13 protein-coding genes are annotated in these 13732 nt (G+C 63.6%); 5 read left to right on the top strand and 8 right to left on the bottom strand.

Translation table 11 applies throughout. The features are described 5' to 3' along the window. Window positions 1-61: 61 nt before the first annotated feature. The 5 genes from RVF83_RS17695 to RVF83_RS17675 form a co-directional block, all read right to left on the bottom strand. On the bottom strand, window positions 62-832 hold the full coding sequence (locus tag RVF83_RS17695; protein ID WP_005199564.1) for an SDR family NAD(P)-dependent oxidoreductase: 771 nt from the start codon (window positions 830-832) through the stop codon (window positions 62-64). Between the two features lie 177 nt (window positions 833-1009). Beyond that, a complete protein-coding gene (locus RVF83_RS17690; RefSeq protein WP_039880737.1) occupies window positions 1010-2344 on the bottom strand; it encodes a TetR/AcrR family transcriptional regulator in 1335 nt (444 codons plus the stop codon). 67 nt (window positions 2345-2411) lie between these two features. Beyond that, entirely contained in the window at window positions 2412-2843 is a 432-nt protein-coding gene (locus tag RVF83_RS17685; RefSeq protein WP_005199562.1) for a MaoC/PaaZ C-terminal domain-containing protein, read from the bottom strand. Then, complete coding sequence (locus RVF83_RS17680) at window positions 2840-3292, bottom strand: FAS1-like dehydratase domain-containing protein (RefSeq protein ID WP_005199561.1); 453 nt, start codon at window positions 3290-3292, stop codon at window positions 2840-2842. Before RVF83_RS17680 ends, RVF83_RS17685 begins: the two co-directional genes overlap by 4 nt. Beyond that, the gene (locus RVF83_RS17675; RefSeq protein ID WP_005199560.1) at window positions 3289-4392 is read right to left on the bottom strand and encodes a phosphotransferase family protein; all 1104 of its coding nucleotides are present in this window, start codon (window positions 4390-4392) and stop codon (window positions 3289-3291) included. Before RVF83_RS17675 ends, RVF83_RS17680 begins: the two co-directional genes overlap by 4 nt. A gap of 197 nt (window positions 4393-4589) precedes the next feature. Here RVF83_RS17675 and RVF83_RS17670 point away from each other — a divergent pair, with 197 nt between their 5' ends. The 3 genes from RVF83_RS17670 (at window position 4590) to RVF83_RS17660 (ending at window position 8319) form a co-directional block, all read left to right on the top strand. Further along, window positions 4590-5567, top strand: a complete 978-nt coding sequence (locus tag RVF83_RS17670; RefSeq protein WP_039880781.1) for a TIGR03857 family LLM class F420-dependent oxidoreductase — start codon at window positions 4590-4592, stop codon at window positions 5565-5567. Between the two features lie 116 nt (window positions 5568-5683). Continuing rightward, a complete protein-coding gene (locus RVF83_RS17665; protein ID WP_005199558.1) occupies window positions 5684-7120 on the top strand; it encodes an aldehyde dehydrogenase in 1437 nt (478 codons plus the stop codon). A 35-nt stretch (window positions 7121-7155) separates the two neighbouring features. Then, window positions 7156-8319 (top strand): NDMA-dependent alcohol dehydrogenase, encoded by a 1164-nt coding sequence (locus RVF83_RS17660; RefSeq protein ID WP_051989318.1) that lies wholly within the window; start codon window positions 7156-7158, stop codon window positions 8317-8319. Window positions 8320-8447: 128 nt separating this feature from the next. Here the strand turns inward: RVF83_RS17660 and RVF83_RS17655 are convergent, their stop codons facing one another. Further along, window positions 8448-9650 (bottom strand): CaiB/BaiF CoA transferase family protein, encoded by a 1203-nt coding sequence (locus RVF83_RS17655; RefSeq protein ID WP_039880777.1) that lies wholly within the window; start codon window positions 9648-9650, stop codon window positions 8448-8450. Window positions 9651-9972: 322 nt separating this feature from the next. Here RVF83_RS17655 and RVF83_RS17650 point away from each other — a divergent pair, with 322 nt between their 5' ends. After that, entirely contained in the window at window positions 9973-10386 is a 414-nt protein-coding gene (locus tag RVF83_RS17650; RefSeq protein WP_005199555.1) for a Zn-ribbon domain-containing OB-fold protein, read from the top strand. Next, window positions 10383-11567 (top strand): thiolase family protein, encoded by a 1185-nt coding sequence (locus RVF83_RS17645; RefSeq protein WP_005199554.1) that lies wholly within the window; start codon window positions 10383-10385, stop codon window positions 11565-11567. Before RVF83_RS17650 ends, RVF83_RS17645 begins: the two co-directional genes overlap by 4 nt. Before the next feature lie 101 nt (window positions 11568-11668). Here RVF83_RS17645 and RVF83_RS17640 read toward each other — a convergent pair whose 3' ends face one another. Both RVF83_RS17640 and RVF83_RS17635 read right to left on the bottom strand, forming a co-directional pair. Continuing rightward, a complete protein-coding gene (locus RVF83_RS17640; RefSeq protein ID WP_039880775.1) occupies window positions 11669-12652 on the bottom strand; it encodes an alpha/beta hydrolase in 984 nt (327 codons plus the stop codon). 80 nt (window positions 12653-12732) lie between these two features. Further along, entirely contained in the window at window positions 12733-13524 is a 792-nt protein-coding gene (locus RVF83_RS17635) for an SDR family oxidoreductase (RefSeq protein WP_005199552.1), read from the bottom strand. Window positions 13525-13732: the final 208 nt, after the last annotated feature.

Genomic DNA, 13732 nt, shown 5'->3' with positions numbered 1-13732 from the left:
AGCGAGTCGAAAGATCGATTGATGTTTCGACTCGCTCGACGCGAATGCTCTTCTGCCCGGACTACTTCGGTCCGAAACGCAATGCTCCGTCGATACGGATGACCTCGCCGTTGAGGTAGTCGTTCTCGGCGATGTGCTCGACCAACGCCGCGTACTCTGCGGGGCTACCCATCCGGTTGGGGTAGGGGACGCCTGATCCCCAGTGCTTTTCGGCCTCTTCTCGCTCCATCTTGAATGCGGGGGTGAAGAAGGTACCCGGCGCGATCGCCATCACACGGATGCCCTGTTTCGTCAGGTCGCGTGCGGCAGGCAAGGTCAGTCCCACAACACCGCCCTTGGCGGCGGAGTAGGCCGTTTGGCCGATCTGGCCCTCGAATGCGGCGATGCTGGCGGTGTTGACGATGACACCTCGATTGCCGGCTTCGTCGGGCTCGTTCTTCGCCATCGCCGCCGCGCCGAGACGCAGCACATTGAAGGTCCCGTTGAGGAAAAGGTTGATGTACCACTGGAATTGCTCGAAGGACGCCGGCTCCCCGTCACGGCCGACAACGCGAGACGCGCCCGCGGAGCCGCCGTGGGCATTGACGACGATCCGAAGGGGGGCAGGCTCATTGGCTACGGCGAGAGCCGCGTTGACGCTGCTCTCGTCGAGTACATCGGTACTGACATAGCGGACGTGGTCGCCGAGTTCGACTTCGAGGGCTTTGCCCTTCTCGTCGTTGAGGTCGGCGATGACCACCGAGGTGCCGGCGGCGGCCAGCGTACGAACGGTGGCCTCGCCGAGACCTCCGGCGCCACCGGTGACGAGCGCTGATGCGCGGGTGATATCCATGTGGAGTTTCCTCTCCGCGGCACCTATCGGGTACCGCCGGGCGAACAGATCTCCATCAAAGATGACACAGTTGTCAGAAAAAATCCAGCTCCAAAGGTGGTCTGAGTCCAGATACACAGCAGCGCTTCGGGTATGGAAATTGACTCGTTGAAGCACAGGTCAGATCGATCAGCGAACTCAGGTCAGATGGCTGAAGAAGCCTCGCCCGACGCAGTCGATCACGAGGTCGGCGATCTCGTCTTCCGACAATGGCGGTGAGAGTTCCCGTGCGGCTTGTGGAACCCGGGTCACCAGCGATCGGAAGATGATTGCGGCGATGACCGGGTCGAAATGGTAGTCACGTTTGCGGGTGACCAGATCGGCCACCATCGCCGAATCCATGGCCGCCTGTCCGCAGGTGCCCAATTGGGTCACGATGTCGTTGTCCGTGGTCTTTTCGGTCCATGCGCCGATGGAGCCGGAGAATCGCGTCATGAAGCCCGTCAAGCTGCTGATCCAGGCGCGCAGTTCGGTGGTGTCGGGATCCGTGAGATCGATCTTCCTCAAACGCTCGGCGAGTTCGAGGGCGTGCCGAATGCCCTCGATGCTGATGGTGACCAGTAGATCCTGCTTCTCACTGAAGTATTTGTAAAAGGTGCCGCGGGCCAGTCCCGCCTCTTCGACGATGTCGTCGACGCTGGTCCGGTGGTAGCCCTTGAGCTGGAACTGTTTGGCGCCCGCGTCCACCAGCGTTCGGACTGTGTTGACCGCGCGCTTGCTGAGATTCGCGGTCCTATCGTCCATCGACAGACCAGCGATCGACGGTAGCGGAGGTACGTTGATCACCGGGTTCTCGGGCGGCGTCTCCAACGGAATGCTGTTCAGCACGGACGACGGCGTGTCGGGGAACAGGAGCAATTGGAGGTAGACCGACAACGAGTCGACGACGGCCTGGGTGTCGCGACCGTAGGTTCGGTCGGTGGCGAGGAACAGGTTCATGCGGTGCACGATGGCGATCATCGCCATCGCGGCCACCCGCGGTTCGATGCCGTGTAGCTCAGACTGCTCGAGCCGGGCGGTGACCATCCGTGTGTAACCGGACATGAACGAATCGATCTGCGGTCGCACAGAGGTGTCGGCCATCGCGACGCTGGTCCACTGCACGAACATCGTGGAATAGCGGTCGAAGACCCAACTCCACTCGCCCAGCCACCAATTGAGATTGTCGAATCCAACTTTGGTGGGACCCAGCGGCCCGATGCGCCGCGCCACGCGGAACAGTGCCCGTCCACAGACATCGAGCAGTTCCAGGAAGATCTCGTCCTTGCCGGGAAAGTATTGGTAGAGCGTCGCCCTGGAGATGTCGGCTTCCTTGGCGATCGCATCGACCGAGGTGTTGAAGAACCCGACGCGCCCGAACAGGTCCAGCGAGACGTCAACGATTTTGGTACGCGTGTTGGCGCCCCGGCTGCCCACTTCTGGGCTGGACGGGCCGTAACTGGCTCGGCGCGTGATCGGCGTTGTTTCTGACACTGCGGTCAGTCTAACTGTTGTTGTAGGCATGGACGACTCCCGGCCCGGCGTGGCTGTCGTCGGGTTGTCATGCCTGCACCCGCGTGATGACGAAATCCGCTGATCCTGCGATCGCGATGGCGCCGGTCTGCCGACTACAGATCAACTCCACTGTGGCCACGGTCTCACCATCGGCGCCATCAGTGATCGCCGTGATGGTTCCGGTGCAGGTCAAGATGTCTCCGGGCCAGACCTGCTCTCGAAATCTCACTCCGAATCGTCGCACATTCGCTGCGCCGAGCCAGTCTGTTGCGAATGTCGCGAGGAGCGCCGACTGATGCATTCCTTGGGAGAACACCGACGGGTTTCCCGCGCTGCGCGCCATCTCATCGTCGTAATGCATCGGGTTGAGGTCACCCGAGGCCCCGGAGTAGCGGACAAACATCTGGCGGGTCAATGGTCCGAAATCGCGGGGAGGGGCGGTATCGCCGACCGCGAACACGGTTTGGGTGCTCGTCATTTCGATGCCTCTTTCGCCGCGCGTTCGATGAAGGTTGCCTTGGCCTGGGCGACGAGATCGCCATTGCGGTGGCGGTAGTCCGTGACGACCACCGCAAATCTCATCTGCCCGCCGCGTTTGCCGGGTTTTTCGTATCTGTCCACGATGCGCTCTTGGGCAACGAGGACGTCGCCGACCTTCGGGGGAGGGCCGCTGAACACGTACTCCTGCTCGCCGTGTAGCAGTCGCTTTCGCTCGAAACCGACATTGACCCGCACTCCGGCCGGCGCCCACTGTGCGGCATTCACCAAGAAGGTGGGTGGGATGATGGCCTCCGCACCCTGGTATGCGGGATTGTCCGACTGCATTGCCGCGGCGAACTCCCTGATCTTGCCCTGTTCGATCACCATTTCCCAGGGCAGGCCGGTGGTGCCGACCGGGGATGCGTCTGGATCTGTGGTACTGCTCATCTGGTTCCTCCGGTGCTCAGTTCGGTGAGGTATCTATCGACGAGTGCGACGACGGTGGTGGGGTAGCTGTGTGCGATGTCGACGGCGAGGCCATCCCGGGCGAGGAGAACGGCCAGTCGATTATTGATGAGCGACAACACAAACGCCGCCACCAGTTGGTAGTAGGTGATGTCACCGTCGATCCGTCCGCCGAACTCGAGATAGCGGCGGACGGTCTCGTCACTGTCCGGGACTCCCGGCATGCGGGTGAAACCCAATGCCTCGCAAAGGAACTCTTCGAACATCAACCACCACCCCAGGTCGATTTCCGGAGGACCAGTGGTGGCAGTCTCCCAGTCGAAGAGTGCGGCGACCGACATGTCGTCGGCGAAGGACATGTTTCCCACCCGCGCGTCCCCCCAGACCACCCCCTCGCGGTTGGTGTCAGGGGCCCAGGTCATGATGACGTCGAATGCGCGTGCGAGGATCTGCGAGCCGACCACCAGGTCGGCACGTGCCCACTCGTACCATCCACGGAGGTTGTCGAGGTAGCGCGCCAGTGCGGTGTCACCGGTGGCGGGATCAGCGCGCAGGTAGTCGAGCACATCCGGGTCCTGGACTTGGTGGACTGCAACAAGGGATCGTATGGCGTTATCGCACAGAAGTTCTCGATCTGACTCGGACAGCTCTGCGGTCCACCCGCGTTTGTGCCAGCTCGGGACGTCGGACGGGGTGCGGCCCGCGACGCGACGCATCAAGTAGAACGGGGCACCCAGGACCGATTCGTCGTGTTCGATCCACACGATCTCCGGAACAGCGATCCCGGCGGTACGGCCGAGTCGCTGCATGATCTCGGCCTGTCTCGGCGCGTCGGGGGTGGTGAACAGCTGATGGTCCGACGCCTGCATGCGCAATACCAGATCCGTGTGCTGCCGGGTTCCCGTCGTGTCTGTCCAACGTGCGGCGAAGAACACGGTCTTGCCCGAGTAGCCGGCGTCGGGAGCCGAGAAGTCCGAGATCTCGAAGTCGGTGCCGTCGGGTGCGATGCGCTCGGGTAGCCATGAGTCGAGGACCTCGCGGGCTCCGCCCCCGAGTTCGCCGCGGGTTGGTGTGTACACCATGCGATTGCCTTCCCCGGGCCCGGTTCGCCGTCCGAAGAACCCGGCGGCGAAGACCCTTTCCTAAAGTGACCAACACTGTCAGAATAGGGGTATGACCGACGGGAAATCCACCAATGCCGAAAAAGTGCCGCCTCCGGTCGGCAAGGCCGGGCAACCGGCCTCTCCCGCCCTGGGGTGCGTACACGCTTCCCGGACGGGTGCCCGATCCGCGTCCGGCCATCGGCCAGGCGATGGAAGCGGAGCGGCTCGGGCTGAGCACACTGTGGCTCAGTGAGCGATGGGGCACGAAGGATTTCGGGGTCCTGGCCGGGGCCATCGGCCAGGTCACCGACTCGATCAGGATCGCCTCCGGAATCACGCACTTCCAGTCCCGACATCCCGCGATGCTCGCGTCGATGGCGATGACCGCCCAGGCCATTTCCAACGGTCGCATCGTGATCGGGATCGGGCGCTCTGTCGACGCGATGTGGAAGGCGGTGGGGCTACCGACTTCCACCAACGCATCAATCATCGACTCGGCTGAGCTCTTTCGCCGCCTCTGCCGGGGCGAGAAGGTCAAATACGATGGACCCGCGGGCAATTACCCATCCCTGCGTCTCACCGACCTTCCCGATCAGCCTGTTCCGCCCCTCGTCTTCGCGGCAATCGGGCCCAAGGGTCTCGGCATCGCCGGGCGACATTTCGATGGCGTGTTGCTGCACCCGTTTCTGACGCCCGAGGCGGTGGCACGATCGGTGACCTCGGTCCGCGAAGCCGAGAAAGAAGCTGGTCGACAGGCCGGCAGTGTGCGCATCTATGCGACGGTCGTGGTCGCATCCGGCCTCGACCCCGCCGAGGAGATGGCCGTGGTGGGTGCGCGTGCGGTGACCTACTACCAGATCCCCAAGTTCGGCGAACAACTCGCAAAGGTCAACGGGTGGTCGATCGAGGACCTCGACGCGCTGCGTGCACATCCCCATCTGGTCGGCCTTCGCGGAGCAGCGGATTCGGTTCGGACCCGCGAACAACTCACCGATGTCGCATCCTCGCTGCCGGTCGAATGGATTCGCTCGGCGGCGGCGGTGGGGTCGGCGGCCGACTGCTGGAAGACATTCGAGAGCTACCGCGACGCGGGTGCCGACGAACTGGTCCTCCACGGCAGCACGCCCGATCAGCTCGGCCCACTCTTCGGCTGAACCGCTGGGGCGGCACCTTGCCCTAGAGTGACATTACTGCCAGAATTGAGTCGATTTCGATGGGCGGCCGCTGCACCTTGGCCCCGACGCTCGCGGAGAAGGATGAAAGGTTGCCCGTGTACGAATACGAAGGCATGTATGTCGCCGGCAAATGGAGCCCGACGTCGGGGCCACGCATCGAGGTCCGTTCGCCGGCCTCCGGCGTGGTGCTCGGTCGCGTCAGTGAGGCGAGCACGGCCGACGTCGGTGTCGCCGTCGACTCCGCTCGGGCGGCTCTTGATCACGGGCCGTGGCGGAATTGGAGTCCGGCGGAGCGTGCGGCGGCGATCTCCGCGTTGGCCGACGCAATCGAATCCAGGACCGAGGTCTTCGCCGACCTCATCTCCGCCGAGGTCGGCTCGCCGCGCAAGTGGACACCGTTCGGGCAGTTGGCCACTGCCCTCGGTGTATACCGTTCGTGCGCCGCAATTGCGGTGGATTACGAGTTCGAGGCCAAGCGTCCATCGCTGATCGGTGGGGAGGTGCTGGTGCGACGTGTTCCGGTGGGCGTTGTCGCAGCGATCGTGCCATGGAACGCTCCGCTGTTCACCGCGGCACTGAAGATGGCGCCGGCGCTGGCGGCGGGGTGTGCGATCGTCCTCAAACCATCCCCCGAGGCGCCGCTGGGTCTGTCGATGCTCAGTGAGTGCATCGAGGAAGCCGGTATCCCGGCGGGTGTGGTCAACATCGTCTCCGGTGGCATCGCCACCGGAGAGGCCTTGGTCGAGCATCCTGGTGTCGACAAGGTCAGCTTCACCGGATCCACCGGCGCCGGAAAGCGGATCGGAGCGGCGTGTGCACGAGACATCCGCCGTGTGACGCTCGAGCTCGGCGGAAAATCGGCCGCCATTGTTCTCGACGACGTTGTCGTCGATGCCAAACTCATCAAGGGTTTGGTCACCGGCGTCATGGCGAACAACGGACAGATCTGCGCAGCGCAGACGCGTATTCTTCTGCCGCGCAGTCGCTACGACGAAATCCTTGAACCATTTGCCGCGGCCGTGGCGGCGATGCGCGTCGGAGATCCGACAGAGCGGGAGACCGAGGTCGGCCCCGTCATCAATACGACGGCCCGAGACCGGATCGAGGCGGCGGTGTCCGGCGCGATCGAGGCAGGCGCCCGTGTGGTCGCAGGAGGCACGCGGCCCGACGGGCTCGACGGTGGGGCATACGTGAATCCAACAGTGCTCGCCGACGTGGACAACGACATGGCGATCGCCCGTGACGAGCTGTTCGGCCCGGTTGCCGTCGTCATCGCTTATGACGGGGACGACGAAGCGGTTGCTGTGGCCAACGATTCCGAGTACGGCCTGGCGGGGGCGGTCTGGTCGGCTGATCCCGTCCGGGCGGCCGATGTCGCCGCTCGTATGCAGACCGGTTCAGTATCGGTGAATTCGCCTGCACCCCTGGACTTCGGGAGTCCATTCGGTGGCTTCAAGAAGTCTGGGATCGGCCGTGAGGGCGGGCCAGAAGGCATCGCGACGTATCTCGAGTCGCAATCGATCATTCTCTGACGTCTCGTCAGAACCAGTGTGGAAGGACGATGATTATGGAGACCAAGGCGGCGGTCCTGTGGGAGCGCAATGCTGCATGGCAGATCGAGACAATCGAACTCGATGCGCCGAAAGAACAAGAGGTTCTGGTCGAACTGCATGCCTCGGGCATGTGTCATTCCGACGAGCACATCGTTACCGGCGACATGCCTTTCAGGCTGCCCTGCATCGGCGGGCACGAGGGCGCGGGTGTGGTGAAGCAGGTCGGCTCTCATGTGTCGTGGCTCCAGCCCGGTGATCACGTTGTCTTCGGATTCATTCCGTCGTGTGGGCGATGCCCCTCTTGTTCCAACGGCCATCAGAGCCTGTGTGACCTGGGGGCAAAAATATACAGTGGCAACCAGATCCAGGACGACACGGCACGCCACCACATTGCAGGAGAGGACCTCGCGCTCGCCTGTGGGGTGGGCTCCTTCGCTCACCACACCGTGGTCAACGAGGCGAGTTGCATCAAGATCGAACCGCACCATCCCCTTGATCGTGCGTGTCTACTCGGTTGCGGGTTCATCACCGGGTGGGGTTCGTCGGTGTACACCGCCGACGTTCAGCCCGGGGAGAACGTGGTCGTCGCGGGCGTCGGCGGCATCGGCGCCGCGGCGGTCCAGGGCGCGAAGCTGTCGGGCGCCCGCACGATCACGGTGATCGATCCGTCGGAGCACAAGCAAGAGATCGCCCTGTCCATGGGCGCCACTCACGTGGCGAAATCGTGGGACGAAGCACCCGCGGTGGTTGCCGAGGCCACCTGGCACCGGGGCGCCGACAAGTTCATCTGCGCCATGGGTGTGGGCGAAGGTCGTTTGATCGCAAAGGCTTTGGCGATGACTGCCAAACGCGGACGTCTCGTTGTCACCAACATTCATCCGATGCTCGAACGCGAGGTGTCGGTGAACCTGATGGACCTGACCCTGCAGGAAAAGCAGATCGTGGGCAGCCTGTACGGTTCGGCCAACCCGCGCGCCGACATCCCCAAGATCTTGGAGCTGTGGAGCGGTGGATTCGTCGACCTCGATGCGATGGTCACCTGTAGCTACCCGCTCGAGGGTGTCAACGACGGGTACGACGACATGCGTGCCGGCAAGAACGTCCGTGGCATCCTCCGGTACCCGGCGGCCGACGCGGACGGCGCGGCTGCGCTGGAAAGCGCTACCGCAGGAGTCTGATCCACCCGAGTGTGCCCGGTGAACGTCACCGGGCACGGCCATCGCCGACGGCGCCCGTCGAGCAGGAACCGAATCTGAGAGCGGGAGTGCACCGTTCGGTGCACTCCCGCTCTCAGATTGTCCGCTGCCTACAGGATCGCGCCGCTGACCTTGTAATCGATGATCTCGTCCATCGTCAGCCCCAACTCTTCGAGGACGGCGTCGGTATGTTCACCGTGATCGGGAGCGCGGGTCAGCTCGTTGGGCACTTCGTTGAACTGGATCGGGGTATTGACGAGCTTGAAGTCCACGCCGTTCGAGTCGGTCACGTCGGAGATGTACCCGTTGGCGAGGACCTGCGGGTCGGTGACCACCTCCCGAGGTGTCTGTACGACACACCACGACCCGTCGATGTGGGCGAGCTCCTTCTTCCATTCTTCGAGGGTCCGCTTGCCGAAGGCGTTGTTGAGGACCTCGATGGCTTCGAGACGGTTTTCGCCTCGCTTCTTGTGACTTTCGAATCGAGGATCGGTGATCATCTCCGGAATGCCCAGTGCGGTGACCAACTCGGGCCAGAATCGGTCGGACTCGAGCATGACCAACGAGATGAAGCGGTCGTCCGAGGTCTTGTAGATGTTGACAAGTGGATTCGCCGCCGTCGACGGTGTGTGCTTGGGGTAACGCTCCATGTCGAAAGCGTTGGCGCCCGCAATGGTTGCGCCCATCGCCCAGGCGCCCATTGCCAGCAACGAGCTGTCGACCGTGAGAGCCTCACCCGTTCGCTCGCGATGCAGCAATGCGGTGGATACGGCGCCGGCGATGGTGAGCCCGCCCAGCACATCACCGAATGCGGGGCCGGGCATGGTGAGTCGGTAGTCGAGCTCGTCTGGGCTGACATTGTCGGCGGCGCCACCGCGACTCCAGAAGGATGTCATGTCGTACCCGCCGCGGTTGGCTTCATCGCCGCGCTGGCCGGTGGAAGACCCGCGGACGTACACGATCTTGTCGTTCACGGCGCGAACGTCCTCGACGTCGATGCGCAACTTCTTCCGAGCGTCCGGACGAAAGTTGGTGAGGAAGACGTCCGCGGTGGCAACCAGCTTCATCAGCAGATCGCGACCCTGCTCCGACTTCAGGTCCAGTGCGACACTGCGCTTGCCACGGTTGGGGAGCTCGAACATGTGGTTGACGCCGCCGGCGGGGATCAGGCCAGAGGTGACCAGCCCACGCTGAGGATCGCCCGATTCGGGGTGCTCGATCTTGAGCACGTCGGCGCCCCACTCGGCGAGGATCGCCCCCGCGACGGGCACGTACGTCCACGCCGCTACCTCGACGACACGAATTCCATTCATCACACCAACCACGGCATTGTTCCTTTCGGTCCAGATCTCGACGGACCGCGAGCGAGTGTCGCCTAGGCCCATCGACCAATATCTGACTGAATGTACATGAAATCGATCGCAATTTGTGGCGCGGATCACGACCGCTGACACGGAGCTATTCCCAGTTAGGGCCGCTAATGCAGATGACGTAGATGCAAGGGGTGTGATTGCGCGAGATTGGTATCTGACGATATGCCCACGAAGTGGTAGCCTCAGTAGCCGTGACCGGCGTCACGTCCGGCACCACGTTTGCACCACCGCGGCAACGGTGGTTCTCGGAAGGAAATACAGGATGTCGATTGACACGGGCCGGATGCTTCCGGAGGTGACGCCGGAATCGCAGGCCTTCTGGACCGGCGGTTTCGAAGGAGAGCTCCGCATCTACCGATGCCAGGAGTGCCGGGGCTGGATTCATCCACCGGTGGGTGCGTGCTGGCGCTGTCGAAGCCGCAACGTCGGTCCCGAGGCGGCATCTGGACGCGCCCGGATCTCGTCGTTCACCGTCAATCACCACCCGTGGTTCCCGGCGTTCCCGCCCCCGTACGTGATCGCCGTGGTCGAACTCGACGACCAACCAGATGTCCGCCTGACCACTTGCATCGTCGGCATCGATGTCGACGCAGTCGAGATCGGTATGGCGGTCGAGGTCGTGTTCGAAGAACATGACGACGTGGCCCTGCCATTTTTCAGGCCGGTGGCGGCATGACATTCGTCGACGACAAGGCAGTCATCACCGGGATCGGTCAGTCTCAGATCGGCAGGCGCATCGGCCGCTCGGGTATCGACCTCGCACTCGAGGCGACTGAACGGGCCGTTGCCCATGCCGGCTTGTCTTTCGACGACATCGATGGTGTCGCCAGCTATCCGGGTCCGGTGGCGGCCGAGGGCGGGTTCGTCGGCGCGACGACCCACGACGTTCGCGATGCCTTCGGCCTCAAGACGACGTGGCACGTCAGTGGTGTGGAGACCTCCGGGCAGATCGGCACGCTCCTCGACGCTGCGGCAGCAATCGCGTCCGGACGGGCGAAACACGTGCTCTGCTTCCGATCAGTGTGGGAGGCCACTGCGCAGGCGTCGGGACGCGCGGCGGCGTTGACACAGAAAGCTACCCGGGCCTCGGGTCATGCCGAGTTCCGGCTGCCGTTCGGCGCGGCGTCGCCTGCCAACTGGATCGGCATGTACGCGCAACGCTACATGTACGAATTCGGTTTGACGCGCGAGCAACTCGGAAAGCTCGTGATCAATGCCCGGCGCAACGCCGGGCTGAACCCGAATGCGATCTACCGCACTCCGATGACGATGGACGACTATCTGAGCGCCCGGATGATCTCGACTCCGATGGGGCTGTATGACTGCGATGTGCCGTGCGACGGCGCCACCGCCATCATCTTGTCGCGGCGAGAGGAAACCGCCGGACTTCCACACCCTCCGATCACGATCGAGGCCGCAGGCGCAGCGCTCTACGAACGCCACACCTGGGATCAGCGGACCGACTTCACCACGATGGCAGCCCATGACGCCGCCGCGTCGATGTGGGACAGCACCGACCTCACACCTGCCGATGTCGACTTCGCGACCCTCTACGACGGATTCAGTTACCTGTGTTCGCAGTGGATCGAGGCACTCGGATTCGCTGACCATGGCAAGGTGGGGCAGTTCCTCGATGAGGAAGGCCATTACGCGCTCGACGGGACGCTGCCGATCAACCCGCACGGGGGGCAGCTGTCGGCCGGTCGGCTCCACGGGTACGGGTTCCTCCATGAAGCCTGCACGCAACTATGGCGTGAGGCCGGAGACCGGCAGATCAAGAAGGACGTGTCGGTGGCTGCCGTCGGGATCGGTGGCGGACCCGAGGCAGGGTCGATGCTCTTGACCCTCGACGCCTGAACGAGACGGTCCGAACGAGTTCGCGGTGTCGACCCGCCGCTGCGGGTCGACACCGCGAACTCGGATGGCGGGCGTGGAGAACCGCTGGTGACCTTGGCCGATCAGATCGAGTCGATCCACCTCGACGCACGCTCGAAGAACGCTCGATTGTTGAGTGCCAGATTGATCGAATGCCCCGCCCCGGGCAGAACAAAAGTACTCACATCGGCCTTTGGGAAGTACGGGCGTTCGGAACGGTGGAGACTGTCGGCAGAGGCGCAGTCGGTGAGCGAACCGCCGCCCCCTTGGGCGCAGAAGACCTTGTCCGCCCGGCCGTTTGCGATGAGTACGGGAACGTCGATGCCGAACGTCGTGGGGATGAATACCGGAATTGTCGCCAGGACACCGATCGTTCCCGCAACCCGGGTCGCTTCGTCGGCGGCGACGACCGCCGGGTCCGAGTCCCCAGGTGCGTGGAAGGCCGTCGCCCGGGCGCCCGGCACGCTGAGGTAGGTGTAGTCGCCGGCCGGGACGGAATCACTGGTGGCCGGATCGAGGAGCGCTGGTCGTACGGTCCTCTGGATCTGCAGGATGCCACCGGGGCCCGGAGCATGTGAGGCGCCGCTGATCAGGAGGCCGTCGATGTCGTGGTACATTCCGGCTTCCATCATCGCGGTCAGTGAGCCGAATGAGTGGCCGACCAGGACAACTTTGTCCCAGCGATGGCCCAGTTCTCCTTTGCGGGCGGCCGCGATGACCTCATGGACGGTCTGCGCAGCCGTGTATGCGGAAACCTGAACGCCGGACGGCTTCGAACTCTTGCCAACACCGATGGGATCGATTGCCAGTGTGGCTTTTCCGGAACCCGACGCGTGACGGACGTAGGAGTACTTGCCGTCGAATCCAGGGAAGTCCCAGTACGAGCGGTCGTAGGTCGCGCCCGGGATCAGGATCTGCAGAGTGGTCCCCGGATCAGCGGCCGGGACGCAATAGCCACCCGCAATGTTCGCGGTGACCGGGCCGCCAGGTGCGAGAGCCACGGGAACCGAGATCTCGGCGCATCCGGCAGAAGCATGCGGTGTGGCCCCGGCAACCGGTGTGGACAATCCGATCATCATGGCCGCCGCTACGGCGGGATAGAACCAATGCCTTAGTGAAAGAGCCGATTTCATTGCAGGGCCTCCGTTCAGAAGTTCGTGCCGCCGTCGATGTTGATGAGTGATCCGGTGAGATAGCCCGCGCGTGGCGAAAGCAGGAACGCGATCAGCTCGCCGATCTCCTCGGGTTTGCCGGGGCGCCCAAGTGCCGCGTCGAAGCCCCATTCCTCGACCATGACCCGCTCGAGTGCGGTCTCCACCGGGTATCCGCGTTGCTCGGCGAGTTGGACCCGGAGCGCTGCCAATGGAGCGGTCTCGACGGCGCCCGGGCAGACACAATTCGCCCGGATGCCGTCCTTCCCGTACGTCTTGGCGATTCCTTTGGTGAACACCGCGACGCCGCCTTTGAGAGATGCGTAGGGGAGCCTGGCGATTTCGGGTGAGCGGATGGAATACGCGGCGGTGGTGACAACGGTGCCGCGAGTCTTCTTGAGGTGGGGAAGCGCTGCCTCGACCGAGCGTGTCGTGGCCAGGAGGACGTCGCGGAAGGCCGACGTCCAGACATCGTCGGACGATTCCACTGGAACCATGCCCTCGGTTCCCATGGTGACCGCCAACCCGTCGATCCCGCCGAGAAGTTCGGCAGCGGTGTCGACGGCTTCCCGCGCACCACCGGGCGCACTCACATCGCGGGCGATTCCGTACGCCTTCGTGGCGCCCGACTCTTCGGCGGCGCGCGCGGCGTCCTGGGCCTTGGACTCGTCGCGACCGATGAGGACCATCGAGGCGCCCTCGCCGGCAAGCACCTGGCCCGTGGCCGAACCCATTCCCGCTGTTCCACCTATCAGGACATAGCGCTTGTCGCGCATCCGCAGATCCACAGTCGATCACCTTTCGTAGTGACATTAATGTCAGACGCAAACGGTACTAGACCCGGCCTCTGGGCGGTGCTGATCTCGAAATGCAGAAGAAGGTCCTGGTAGAGCTTGACACTTGTGATCACTGTCACTAGCGTTACGCACTGTCAGATATACGGGAACGGCGCCGAGATTACCGGTGCCCCGTTTCTTCCTCAGCCCGTCATACGCA

This window comes from Gordonia rubripertincta (assembly GCF_038024875.1).
Taxonomy (GTDB): domain Bacteria; phylum Actinomycetota; class Actinomycetes; order Mycobacteriales; family Mycobacteriaceae; genus Gordonia; species Gordonia rubripertincta.
This window is presented reverse-complemented; position numbering and strand designations above follow the sequence as displayed.

What these genes read in the sequence shown, in the direction of transcription:
- RVF83_RS17695 (WP_005199564.1), bottom strand. Translation starts at nt 832, where the DNA reads ATGGATATCACCCGCGCATCAGCGCTCGTCACCGGTGGCGCCGGAGGT.
- RVF83_RS17685 (WP_005199562.1), bottom strand. Translation starts at nt 2,843, where the DNA reads ATGACGAGCACCCAAACCGTGTTCGCGGTCGGCGATACCGCCCCTCCC.
- RVF83_RS17680 (WP_005199561.1), bottom strand. Translation starts at nt 3,292, where the DNA reads ATGAGCAGTACCACAGATCCAGACGCATCCCCGGTCGGCACCACCGGC.
- RVF83_RS17675 (WP_005199560.1), bottom strand. Translation starts at nt 4,392, where the DNA reads ATGGTGTACACACCAACCCGCGGCGAACTCGGGGGCGGAGCCCGCGAG.
- RVF83_RS17660 (WP_051989318.1), top strand. Translation starts at nt 7,156, where the DNA reads ATGGAGACCAAGGCGGCGGTCCTGTGGGAGCGCAATGCTGCATGGCAG.
- RVF83_RS17655 (WP_039880777.1), bottom strand. Translation starts at nt 9,650, where the DNA reads ATGAATGGAATTCGTGTCGTCGAGGTAGCGGCGTGGACGTACGTGCCC.
- RVF83_RS17650 (WP_005199555.1), top strand. Translation starts at nt 9,973, where the DNA reads ATGTCGATTGACACGGGCCGGATGCTTCCGGAGGTGACGCCGGAATCG.
- RVF83_RS17645 (WP_005199554.1), top strand. Translation starts at nt 10,383, where the DNA reads ATGACATTCGTCGACGACAAGGCAGTCATCACCGGGATCGGTCAGTCT.